Genomic DNA, 12,445 nt, shown 5'->3' with positions numbered 1-12,445 from the left:
TTGTAGTGCTGTGCACTCTTGTTGCCAAAAACGGTGCAGTCTTAATTGCCAAAAACTGTGCATTGTTATTTCCCGATTACACTGCCATACTGGCTGATGTTGACCCCTAAAACTTATTTATTGGGTTGTCCCGCTGGAGCATGCTGACCCCTTTGCGAGTAGTTTTTGTTACTTAGTGATCAAACAATTTGGATCACTGATGGCTGGAAAACAATAGAAGTTGCTGTTAAGTGCCGGTATATTAGACAGCCTCTAGTATTTTTCGCCTAAATTCTTTCACAATATTTGTCCAAAACGCATCTCGCTCTTCTTTACTAGTCCCTTTTATTCTACCTAACAAATGGCCTTCATTGTCTAACGACACAATTTTTCCTCTTTGCGCAGCCTGGTATTTTCCGATAGCAGAGTTTTCCCGGTCACATGGCGGTCAATTGGAATGACAAGGGGGAAATCGGACCAGGTTGACTCCTTCCGGATAAGCCGATAAGGAGAAGAGAAAATCAAAAAGTGTCTCGTCCTAAAAAAACTTTACAGATGTTTTTTGATTTAAAGTCCAATGGAATAGATAAACATAATATCAGATATAATATCCGTGATGAATGGTCAAAAAGTGCCCGTTATCCATTTGCAATTTCTTCTGCCGCGATATCTAATAAATTTAGATATCGGTTTAATACTGTTTCAATAGTTGGAGCGCTCCTAGGGTCGTTATGGAAAAGCAATTTATATGCAGTAAAATTTGAATGTTGAGTCCCTAAAATCCGTGTTGCTAGACCATCTAATTTCGTTGTTGTGGTTGAGGAGACATGAGCTGCAGAATTTCTGATAGTTTTCATATCCATTAAATCTGCATTAATAGCAGATAGTGCGGTGTCAAAAACATAGCCTTGGTGGAAAAAGATCTTACTAATTTTCCGTATTGTTTCGGGATTAGACCAATCCATATGTTTCTGTGTCCCTATGATGATCTGGTTGGCATGCATGGAATTAATCGGCGTAGCCCATTTTGCAGGGCGACGATGCAGAATCGATTCTTCATTTATCAAATAATCTATAAAACATTTTTCAACAAAAGTTTCCCACGCAACAAAGATCTTGAGAAAGGCCGATTCTGCTATAAATTCTCTTAAGTTTGCTGATATTTTATAAGAGCCATTAGCATATTTTATATGTGCGAATTGAATATGTTGATTCAATTCAGTAATAGCAGCTCTAAAGTCAATTAAGTTCTGATTTAAAGCCATTACAACTTATCAATTTTATTGATCAAGAATTCAGTTCTTCTTTTTCTTACTGCTGTATCAGTAGTCGCTCTTCTGCTATCATTTAAAAATTGTACTTCAGAATCTGATAACCCTGTCATTGTTTTGCTACTAAACAATTCATTTAAGTTTGTTAAAGATATTTTAATTCTCTCATATCGATCCTCAGAAATAGAGTTTAGGTGCTTATCCATGTCCTTTAAGCCAAATAAGGAATCATAGAATGTCGTGAACAGGGTGTAAAATAAGTGGATTCGTTTAAATTCTGTAACTTTCAATCCTTCGTCGAAAACTTTTTTTATCAATTCAATTGTAGAGTCAAATCTCCGTTCTATATCATTGACGTTATAGTCGAAAGTCTTTTCATATTTATTATAGAAACTTTTAATTTGTTTTTTAGATTGGATACCTTCTAATGTTGCAACTACTAGATCAGCTACCAGTGTGGCGTCTTCCATCCTGAGAATCCTTTGATTCGTAAGCAGTTTGCTGCTGGTCCAAAATTCATTATATTTATGAGCAATATTATCTACTACAATTTTAAACTCGCTGAAATGATTCGCATGAATTTTTTCCTGCTCATTTAGTGTCACGGAATATGAATTCAAGCGACTAAAAATGTCAAGAATTTCTTTATCAGGTAAGTTTACTAACAAATCAACTGCTAATTCGTAATTTAGGATTTGAGCTTGAATTTCCTGGTCGATATTGCTCAATTGGCTGAAATAATATCCTCCAAATCTATCATTGTGCTTCTTATTAATTGTAAACCCATCATTGATATACGAAATAATAGTCCGAAGTCTTTGTTGACCATCGACGACTTCCCTAATTGATTGTCGTGACTCTACGTTTAACGTTTGCCTTATGAATATTTTAGGAACTGGCTTTCCGCGCACAATTGTATCCATCAAATAGGATCTTGCATCATCCGTCCAAACCGATTTCCTTTGAAATTTTGGAGATAATTGAAGCTGCTTTTTATCATTCCATTCCAAAAAATCATTTATACTATATGTTCTACTGTCAAAATTTTTCATTTTTTCACAATTCTCTTCTAATATATCGATATACTGAAACTCTGTATTAATTGACGCTTATCGTTGAGCCAAGCCTAAGTTCAATTCGACCGACTACATATCGAAATTAAACTAAAGATAGCAACACAATCTAGATCTGAGAAAATATTTCTATTTAATGATAATTTGTTTATTAGGGTCGTAATTCATCTAGATAAACAAACCTCCCATTCCTATCCTTCTTTTTTATCAACTTAGGAAGGCCTTTCGTTCCATTACATGCTTTCAGCGCGTTTGCTAGAAACAACGGTCGTACCTTACCATTTAATTCCGTAGAGCAATCTCTGAAGATTTGTAATGCATTCTTAGCAATATCAAAATAGCTAGCCTCAACCTTGCCCAGCACCCAATCCCTGACCGTTTCTTCAGTAGCAATCTCAGATTCTTCCAATTTCAGTAGTACATCTTTTTGTTCTGTTCCGAATTCCGCGATCGGTTCCCAATCTTTACCTTCGACTTGTTTTTCTGCCCGATAGAAGGTATTGCTGGATTTGCCGGTTACATTTAATATACGAATGGAATAACTAGGACGACTGTTTATATTTGGTACGATAGCTTGGAGCAGCACATTGAGCATTTTTTCCACTTCGATCTGCGGCATGGTTTTTATATCTAGTTCTTCTAATAACAGATTGGTACTCATAAGCAACGGTTGCGGTTATTCCTTGATGACCGCAAATATACTAATCCTTTGTCTGCTTCTTAGCTAGTATATAGGTATTCAGTCCGTTTTTTAAGATGATGTCAAGCTTTTTGTTTTACCTTTGACAGCGTTTTCCAAGGGTTGGGTAAAATTACTTGCTTCCCAAATCTGATTTTGAACTTTATTAGCCTTAGCTACAATTTCGTTCAATGTTTTTGGGGTTTTAAGAAAGTTAGTCTTCCAAAATATCACTCATTTTTAATCCAGTAGTCTTCGCTATTTTCTTGATAATACTTATCGTCGAATTTGTTTCCGCTCTTTCGATTCTTCCTATTTGTCTGGTATCAAGTCCTGTGATCTCTGCTAGCTTCTCTTGAGACCAATTGTTTTGTATTCTTATTTGGATTAATCTCTGGCCTACTTTTTTAAGATAGGGTTCGTCACGATATTGATTTGCCATTCAACAAGATTCACGAATAATAAAAATAAATATTAGGACATATTTGTCCTTTTGTGAATTAATTTCTATATTTGTTGAGCTTCCGTGTTGATATTTTCACGGTTTGAAAGGCATTAACAAAGAGTCTCGTTCACAAACTCTGACAATAAATCCCAAACGAGACGGTAGTTTAATGCCCAAAGTGATATTTTGTGTACTTTTGGTGCACGCTATAGCACTTGGGCTGCTATCGTAATTCCGTTTTGGGAGGGGTCAGAGCCTTGTGGAGCGGTTGGTGGTAGCCCGCTATAGTTTTACTGGCACTCGATACCGAAAAATGAAGACTCGTTAAATAAAAACGAGTTATGAAAATTAAACCTAAACACACCAATCAGTTAATTATTTCAGCCCCTGAATAACTTGGGCTTTACCTTTCTTTCTCTCAGTTAGGCGTCAGCTGTTAGATTTCTTCGTGCAAATCAATTTAAATTAAAAAACGAGCAATAGAATGTAATGGAAGAGCTATGTCCTTTTGGTACCCCTCTTCGAGTCCGCTTCGGAGCTTGTTAGGAACTCCGTAGGGACTTACTAGGAGCTTGTTGGGAACTCGGGTGCGTTGCGCCCCATCGAGTTGCACGGGAGTTCAACAGGAGGTGCGCGGCAGGAGAGAGGCCGTGTAGATAAATATCATAGGGCAAGACCGTGTAAAGAACCAAATAAAACAACTAAACCGAATGACATGAATAATAATAAAGACGTATCATTTTTTGAGGACAAATATGTGCGGAAAGCGCTCGAAGGCGCAGCTCAAAGGGAATATAATCCAAGTGAGGTAATAAAAAACTTTTGCAAGAAATATACCTATATCCGAGCAATCCAAAGTATCTATGATGCCTCTACATGTATGAAAGGCGGAAATAACCATCAAGAAGTAACCAAGCAATTGGAAATCTTCATGTGTGAAGTCATGTTTTTGCTCGTAGCAATTCACACTTTAGAAAAGCAAAACGCTATGCACCGCTTAGAAGAAACAACACAAACCGAAAATTAACCTAACCTAGCTATGAAAGATTATTTACACAAAGTTTTGAAGCTGTTCTGCCTCTATGGCAGGATGGCTAAAATGATGGGATTTTGGAGATTTCTCCATTCCGCACGATCCTCCGTTAGACCCTCAGTCGAAATGACAAAGGGGGGAGTTTTGACACCTCTTCGATTCGTGTTTGACAAGTGTTCGGCAACTGTTCGACACTGCTTCGGGACATGTTCGAGACTGCTTCGACAAATGTTCGACTGGCCTTCGACAGTTCTTCGAGTCGGCTTCGACAATTACCGAAGCGTTGCCGAAGGCCAGTCGAAGCGAACCCGAAGGATTCCCGAAGTGGGTAATACGCAGGTCGGCAAAAAATTCGGAAATCGATCCAACCTTGCTCAAATAATTCTGAGACGCCAGCCTACCTGTCGGCAGGTAGGCACTATGGTTGATATGACGCTGAATCAGGGCGGGGTGGCCTTGCGCGCCCTTAGACCCTACACCATATACCTTACAGCCTTAAACGTCTTGTTCTGTGTTTGTTTGGCACACGCCCGGCAGTCCTCCTCTCCGGAGGCTGCCCACGGCGTGGCTTTTCAGAAAAGCTATCCCATTACGGGTAGGGTGCTGAATGCCGCTGATGATACCCCTTTGGATGGTGCGACGATTAGCATCAAAGGCAAACAGAATACAGTATTGACCAATGCGGAAGGCAAATTCCGTATCCTGGCAACGGATAGCACAGGCGTTCTAGTGGTCAGTTATGTAGGTTATCAAACAGCGGAGATTCCCTTCACTAAACGCGGCAGCAATCCATTAACCATCCACCTCGATAGCAACGGTACCCAATTGGAAGAAGTGCAGGTAAGCACCGGGTATCAGACCTTGCCTAAAGAACGGGCAACGGGGAGCTTTGTGCAGATTGATAACGAACTATTGAATAGGAGCGTTTCTACAAACATTCTCGACCGTCTGGATGGCGTAACAAGCGGTCTGATCTTTAATAAAAATCCCGAAAGTCGTTCGCCCATTACCATTCGAGGTAATAGCACTATTATGGGAAACCAGGAACCTCTAATTGTGTTGGATAATTTTCCCTATGAAGGAGATTTGGCCAGTATAAACCCCAATGACATTGCCAGTATTTCGGTGCTTAAAGATGCCGCTGCGGCCTCAATCTGGGGGGTACGAGCGGGTAATGGTGTCATTGTTATTACTACTAAGAAGGGCGGCGGGGGAAGAACAAAAGTGGATTTTAACAGCAATCTTACCATAGGAGAGAGGCCGGACATTTTTGCACAGCCACAGCTGAGTTCGCAGGAGTTTATCGCCTTAGAGCAATACTTGTTCGAGAATGGTAATTACTGGAATATAAACGATGGTTATAGCGCCGTTTCTCCCGTAGTGGCTATGTTGCAGCAACGGAGAGACGGACTGATATCTGCGGCAGACTCCGCTCGCCAAATGGATGTACTAAAAGGGCAGGATGTTCGTGAGGATCTGCATAAATATGTATACAGAAATTCCGTGAATCAACAATATGCATTGGCTATTAATGGTGGCAACGCTGTCAATGATTATTACCTGTCTGCCGGTTATGACCACAATAGACAGCCATTGGTGTCAAATAGCTTTCAGCGTATGAACCTAGCTGCAAGAAACAATTTTTACTTTCTGAACAAAAGGTTAGCACTGGGGACGGATTTAATGTTGACTCAATCGGAGACGAAGCAGAACGCGGGAATTTACGCCACTGCACGGTATCCTTATGAATCGCTAATTGGTGCCGATGGCAGCCATCTGGCAGTAGTGAATGATCTCCGCATGGCCTATGTCGATACGGTGGGACAAAGCAAATTACTTGATTGGCATTACCGCCCGTTGGACGAGCTGTCGCCTAACCAATCAATACGTCTTACCGATTACCGCATAAACCTGAATGCTACTTATCGTATTATGGACGGGCTCAGTATTGCTTCTTATTACCTTTATCAAAAAGGTGTAACTGAGCGGGAGACAATCAACAGCATTAGTTCGTATTATACCCGTAACTTAATCAATAGCTATTCGCAGATCGACGCAGCCGGTAATGTGATCCGTCCGATTCCCGTAGGTGACATTGTGGACCGGGGTGAAAGCCATTACGAGAACCAGTCGGCCCGTTTCCAAGCTAATTTTGATCGTACTTTTAATCAGGTTCATGAGATCAGGCTCTTAGCTGGATTTGAACTGCGGCAGCATAAGAATTTTAGTGACGATTTTCGTTTGTATGGTTATAACAGCGAAACCGCCTCGAATGCAAACGCTAGTTTAGACTATTCGACTCCATACCCTCAATTTTATGGCTGGTCTTCTTTGCGGATACCAGCGCGCATTTCCAGTGGAGGCTCGTGGGACAGAAACCGTTCTTTTTACATCAATACGTCTTACAGCTATCGGAAGCGCTACATGATTTCTGCGAGTGCCCGCCGAGATGAATCTAATCTCTTCGGGGTGAAAACGAACCAAAGGGCAGTTCCCCTATGGTCGGCAGGTTTGTCGTGGGATCTGAGCGATGAAGGCTTTTACCACTCGGAGGTGTTACCTTACTTGAAGTTGAGAACTTCTTATGGTTACAATGGAAATATTGATAAAAGCACTACTGCCTATCTAACGGCTTTGGCTGGCACTGGAGTCAACACCTTCGGGATGAACTACCTTTCGATTTCCAATCCACCCAACCCATCTCTTCGTTGGGAAAAAGTGGGAGTCTGGAATGTCGGAGCAGATTTTGGTTTTAAAAATAGTCGGATCAGTGGAAGCGTGGAATATTACCAGAAAAAGGCTACTGACCTCATTGCTAATACACCGCTGAGTCCACAGGCGGGTGTGACGCAGTTTAGGGGAAATGCCGCTGATATGCTTACAAAAGGAGTGGATTTTCAATTGAGTTCCATTAATATTCGTGCACCTTTTAATTGGAGCAGTACGTTGTTGCTTAACTATGTGAAGGATGAAGTGATTTCTTATAAGCTTAGACAAGGTAGCAATCAGGATATCGCGGGAGAAAATTATATCAATCCATTGGAGGGATTCCCTTTGTATGCCATCTTCAGTTTTCCTAACAGAGGACTTAATGATACCGGGAATCCGATCGGTGTACTGGATGGGAAGGAATCGGTGGATTATGCGGCTATTATCAGCAATGCGGATCCCGCCAATCTATATTACGAGGGGTCTGCTACACCGGTTTTTTTTGGAAGCTTTGTCAATACGTTTTCTTATGGGCGCTTTAGTATGTCTTTTAACATCACTTTTAAGGCAGGATATTACTTCCGTCGCGCTTCACTAAATTACAGTGAATTGCCGGGCAATTACAGTCAAGCTGATTTTAGCCAACGATGGCAGTCTCCCGGCGATGAGTTGAAGACGAATGTGCCTGCAATGATCTATCCATTTGACTACGCACGTGAGACCTTTTATAAATATTCGGAAGTATTGGTGGAAAGGGGCGATCAGATACGATTACAGGATATCCGTCTGAGTTATACACCGAAAATCGGAATGCCGTTTTCTAATTTTCAGGTATATGCTTACGCAAATAATCTGGGTTTGCTATGGAGAGCAAATGGGCACAACATTGATCCCGATGCACCGTTTGTGCCTACGCCACGATCTATTGCCTTAGGACTTAAGGTTGATTTTTAATGCCTAATGAAATAATGTTTTTATGAGAAAGATAGCTTATAATAATAAGATAATAGTATTGCTGTTTCTGCTTGCGATATGCTCTTCTTGCAGTGATGAGTTTCTAGAACAGAAACCAAACACCAACATTGTAGCACCTCAAACACTGGAAGATTACCAAATGATGCTAGATTTCTGGCGTCTTAATAAGGCCTCTTCTCTGGGGCAGCTCGCCGCTGATGAATATTATCTCGCCACGGAAACGGATTGGCTGAATTCGAGGCCCATAGAAAGGAACACCTATGTATGGAATCAGGATATATTTGGCGGGCAGCAGAGTGTGGATGATTGGAATTTTTCATATGAATCCGTCTTTTACGCCAATAGCATTTTGGACGGACTGAAATCTATGGAGATAACAGATGCCAGCCAACAGCAGTACGATAATATAAAAGGTCAGGCCTACTTCATGAGGGCCTTTGCCTTCTTTGATCTGGCGAAAAATTTTGCACCGCCTTACGATAACGAAACCGCATTAACAGAGCTTGGCATTCCGTTGAAAACCTCCCCGAATGTAGACGAAATAATGCCAAGATCTACCGTACAGGAAACCTACGAGCAGATTATAGCCGACTTACGTTTGGCTTCTGCTCTTCTGCCAAACCAACTTCCTTTGTTGAAGAACCGGGCTTCTAAACCGGCCGCCTATGCTCTTTTTGCCCGTCTTTACCTGAGTATGCGCGAATATGATTTAGCAGAAATATATGCAGATAGCTGTTTGCTTCTTTATAACAGTTTGATGGATTATAACGGAATTAACAAAACTACCGGAATACCGTTCCCAATTGAAGATAACACTGAATGTCTGTTTTACTCAACCTATGGTGTTAACTACGATAATGCGTTATATGAGCCCATCCCGAATGTTGGCGTTAGTCCTGAGTTATTGGGCAAATACGGTGAACATGACCTGAGAAGGTCTGTTTTTTATACGGTTAATACAAGGACCGGATTAACGAAAGTTAAAAGAGGCTATTCGGGAAGGGTTTGGTATCCATTTTCTGGCTTAGCCACGGATGAAATTTATCTGATCAAGGCGGAGTCCGCAGCAAGGCTGGGAGGTACGGATGAAGCCTTGGCTGCCTTGAATACCTTGTTATCCAAACGGTGGGAAGAAGGTTTTTTTACTCCATATAGTGGTTTGGATAAAGAGGAGCTATTGAGGATAGTGTTGGAGGAACGACAGAAGGAACTGGTATGGCGTGCCGGTTTGCGGTGGGATGACTTGCGTCGACTAAACAAAGAAGGCGCTGGAATTACACTGAGTCGTACAGTAGGCAATACGGTCTATACCTTAACTCCAAATGACAGAAGGTACACGTTTCCTATTCCCTTGGATGAGATCACGCGGAGTGGGATTCAACAAAATGAACGATAATCAAAAAGGGCGCGAATAAACGCACTTAAATATAAAAAATATGAAGAGCATACATAAACTTGCCTGTCTGGTATTTGGTTTTTTTTACTTTTTGGGAACGCCTATTAGATCTTTCGCCGAGCCCCCGGGATACCTTGTTTTGATGGGGATGTTTGAGGACAGTGCAAGCGTAGAACCGGGAGATGAGTTTCAGGTGAAGGTGATACGAAACTATGCTTATTATGAATGGATTGGCTATGCCAAGTCATATAAAGCAATCATTGACGCGAGCCGAAGCTTTTTTCTTGAACTACCGGCAGAAGAATCGCTTTTTTACATGATGTTAGCGGTGAGTAGGGCAGATGGTACCACCGTCTTTCTCAATTTTGGTCAGACAGGAGAGCTGCCCTTGTTGGCGGCTGCTGGTGACAGCCTGAATTTGACGGTACGCGAAAACGGCTATATTGATTTTCAAGGGAAAGGAGCGGAGAAACTGAGGTGCCAGCAGCAGCTGCATAACCTGGGATTTGTCCCTACAGGCGGATTAGAAGCACTGAGCGTGTTGTCAAGTCCGAATAGCTTTAGAGAATATTACGAACGGCTTCTTGACTTAACTGAGAGAAACCTGCAAATGAAACAGGCAATATTGACGTGCTATCGGTATAGGCTTCCGGAGAATATATATCACATTTTGTATTACGACTGTATAGGCTTCCAATATGGCCGGCTTTATCGTTCGTTCTATAACAGTCAGAACGCTAAATATTTTAACGAAAGAAGGGCGGCCTTAAAAGAGCTTATAAGAAAAACGGCGGCAACACGTTGGGTGTTTCCAAAATGGGACAATGAGGCTGTTTTCTCTGCGTACTACACCGGTGCAATTTTTGAAAAAGCGAGATTGGAACTTGCCTTTGCCGCACCCGGAAATGAGGTGCATAAGGATTTTCCATTTCGTGATTACATAGATTTGGTGGAAAAGAATTACATAGGTTTGTTGGGCGAAGCGTTGACGTTGTACGGGTATGTCGAACTTTCGAAAAAGGAGTCCATTGTTTATGCCGAAACGGCCCTTGATTCCTGGCCGGACGATCCACTACGTAGCCTATTGAAGGACTGGATCAGCAAAAATAAGGTCAACACGAAGGCTTACCCGTTTGAATTGCCGGATAAGGATGGAAAGACGCACCGACTAAGGGATTTTGAAGGGAAAGTAATGGTCATTGATTTTTGGTTTACGGGATGCTTTGGCTGTAAGTATATGCCTTCCGCGCTACGTCCTGTAGTCGACCGTTTTAAAGGAACAGATGAGGTAGTCTTTATAAGCATTAATGTGGATGTAAAACAGGAGAGATGGAAAGAAGGCCGTGAATCAGGAGACTATACCCTGCCGGAACAGGTGGAACTTTCAACTTACGGTACAGGCAGGGACGGGCATCCATTGTTGAAGTATTATAATATTAACAGTTATCCGCAATTGCTTATCGTCGACCAAAAGGGAAACAATGTGACCACTTCACCTCCTGACCCGCGGATTGACCAAGGTACGGGACTAATCAAACTGGTGGAGAGCTTGCTCTGATAGTATAATAATTACCTAGGCCGCTGAAATATTCAGCGGCCTAGGTGAATTTTTGCCTTATTGTTGATAAAAGGCGTTATTAGACGCAGGATGGCTTGATACACCGTTGGCTGGCGTAGCTTGTGTATAAGGCATGTTGCTGGGAAGTGCCGTGTTATCTGACTGAACCACACAGCTTTGAGGCGCTGAATTTCTACAGCTTCCTTCTATGTCCGGTGCTTCGTCGAGCTCGATATACTGCCCGGTTGCTTGGTCGTTATACCAAAAGCGTGTAGCTTGGTTATGAGTAGCAACCTTTTCGGTCGTAAAAGCGCTGGCTCCAGCGCCGAATCCGATAACCGCCAAGCCTAGGGCGATCTGGGATATTGTTTTTTTGATTTCCATTTCTTTAAATTTTATTGTTTACGCTTTTTGAGACGGAGTGCCCAAAGGCCCAATCCGGTCAGCACCAGATTGAACAGCAAATGTTCCACCCATCCCATGGATTCAATGACACCGCCACAGTGGCACATGCGCTTTTCGGCAAAGGCAAGCATAAGGGCCAAATAGAGCGTGAATAGGCTCATTAAGCCGGTAGCTAACTGTATGCCTAGCTTGTTGCTTTTCGGAATGATAAGCAGCGCGCTGGTCAGCAGTTCGGCAAGGGGCACGCCCCAAGCGATCCACCCATGCATCCCGCCCACAATGGGGATTTTACCAATGCCCCTGCTGAATTGTTCTACATGCCTCAACTTGTCAATGGCCGTATAACTGAACAGGAAAACAAAGAGCATGCTGATAATAAAAATAATCCGCTCTTTCGCCGGCTGTGTTAGTTTCCATTGTCTCCTTTGTTTCAGTAAGCGTTCCATATACCTGGTGTTATGTAATTGAATCCCTTGATTATATTGCCTTGTAGCTGGCAGGGCTGACGCTGCGGGCTGCTCCCAGCCTTTGCATCTTTTTATGAGGCCATCCACGGCCATCGGGGGAATACGGCAAATTTACGTCGGTACAACCATCGGTGAATAAAACGCGTAAAGGGTAGGTGAAAGGCCAATACAGGATAACCTGGAACTGACATCACGCGGACTAACAAAGAGAGGTAATACCTGAAAAAGGTGAGGAGGAGGGGTGCTACGAAAGTTGCCACCCACTGCCTGTTGATGCTTTCCTGTCTTTGTGTCCACCTGTTTAATAGCTTTTCCATGTTGCCTCTATTTTTGTTTTTCCTACACAGCGCCGCCTCGCGGCTACTGCCCTTGTTTATTGATCTCCGGCGCTTATCGCCGCACCCGGCGTCCCTTGCTGCCGTACCGCTCTAGCGTTTGCCCATATAGGCTCTCCA

Annotated in this window: 11 protein-coding genes; 4 read left to right on the top strand and 7 right to left on the bottom strand. The window is 42.4% G+C overall.

Annotated features, from left to right (window positions below; translation table 11 throughout):
• Positions 1-617: 617 nt before the first annotated feature.
• From EPX21_RS01975 to EPX21_RS01960, 4 genes are all read right to left on the bottom strand, one after another.
• Positions 618-1,244, bottom strand: a complete 627-nt coding sequence (locus tag EPX21_RS01975) for a hypothetical protein (protein ID WP_134087995.1) — start codon at positions 1,242-1,244, stop codon at positions 618-620.
• Complete coding sequence (locus tag EPX21_RS01970) at positions 1,244-2,302, bottom strand: DUF262 domain-containing protein (RefSeq protein ID WP_134087994.1); 1,059 nt, start codon at positions 2,300-2,302, stop codon at positions 1,244-1,246. The genes EPX21_RS01975 and EPX21_RS01970 overlap by 1 nt, the downstream gene beginning before the upstream one ends.
• Positions 2,303-2,474: 172 nt before the next feature.
• Positions 2,475-2,984 carry a hypothetical protein gene (locus EPX21_RS01965; protein WP_134087993.1) on the bottom strand — a complete coding sequence of 170 codons (510 nt, stop codon included), beginning with the start codon at positions 2,982-2,984 and terminating at the stop codon, positions 2,475-2,477.
• Between the two features lie 232 nt (positions 2,985-3,216).
• The gene (locus tag EPX21_RS01960; protein WP_134087992.1) at positions 3,217-3,444 is read right to left on the bottom strand and encodes a helix-turn-helix domain-containing protein; all 228 of its coding nucleotides are present in this window, start codon (positions 3,442-3,444) and stop codon (positions 3,217-3,219) included.
• A gap of 718 nt (positions 3,445-4,162) precedes the next feature.
• Here EPX21_RS01960 and EPX21_RS01955 point away from each other — a divergent pair.
• The 4 genes from EPX21_RS01955 (at position 4,163) to EPX21_RS01940 (ending at position 11,118) form a co-directional block, all read left to right on the top strand.
• Positions 4,163-4,474, top strand: coding sequence for a hypothetical protein (locus tag EPX21_RS01955; protein ID WP_134087991.1), 312 nt, complete (start codon positions 4,163-4,165; stop codon positions 4,472-4,474).
• A gap of 234 nt (positions 4,475-4,708) precedes the next feature.
• Positions 4,709-8,143 (top strand): SusC/RagA family TonB-linked outer membrane protein, encoded by a 3,435-nt coding sequence (locus EPX21_RS01950; protein WP_166670658.1) that lies wholly within the window; start codon positions 4,709-4,711, stop codon positions 8,141-8,143.
• Positions 8,144-8,165: 22 nt separating this feature from the next.
• Entirely contained in the window at positions 8,166-9,560 is a 1,395-nt protein-coding gene (locus tag EPX21_RS01945; protein ID WP_134087989.1) for a RagB/SusD family nutrient uptake outer membrane protein, read from the top strand.
• 40 nt (positions 9,561-9,600) lie between these two features.
• A complete protein-coding gene (locus tag EPX21_RS01940) occupies positions 9,601-11,118 on the top strand; it encodes a redoxin domain-containing protein (RefSeq protein ID WP_134087988.1) in 1,518 nt (505 codons plus the stop codon).
• A gap of 57 nt (positions 11,119-11,175) precedes the next feature.
• Here the strand turns inward: EPX21_RS01940 and EPX21_RS01935 are convergent, their stop codons facing one another.
• From EPX21_RS01935 to EPX21_RS01925, 3 genes are all read right to left on the bottom strand, one after another.
• Entirely contained in the window at positions 11,176-11,502 is a 327-nt protein-coding gene (locus EPX21_RS01935; RefSeq protein ID WP_134087987.1) for a hypothetical protein, read from the bottom strand.
• Positions 11,503-11,513: 11 nt separating this feature from the next.
• Positions 11,514-11,969, bottom strand: a complete 456-nt coding sequence (locus EPX21_RS01930) for a MauE/DoxX family redox-associated membrane protein (protein ID WP_166670657.1) — start codon at positions 11,967-11,969, stop codon at positions 11,514-11,516.
• Positions 11,970-12,061: 92 nt separating this feature from the next.
• Complete coding sequence (locus EPX21_RS01925; RefSeq protein WP_134087985.1) at positions 12,062-12,307, bottom strand: hypothetical protein; 246 nt, start codon at positions 12,305-12,307, stop codon at positions 12,062-12,064.
• Positions 12,308-12,445 lie beyond the last annotated feature (138 nt).

This window comes from Olivibacter sp. XZL3, assembly GCF_004368405.1.
Classification (GTDB): Bacteria; Bacteroidota; Bacteroidia; order Sphingobacteriales; family Sphingobacteriaceae; genus Olivibacter.
The sequence above is the reverse complement of the archived record's forward strand: the minus strand, read 5'-3'. Positions and strand labels throughout refer to the sequence as shown.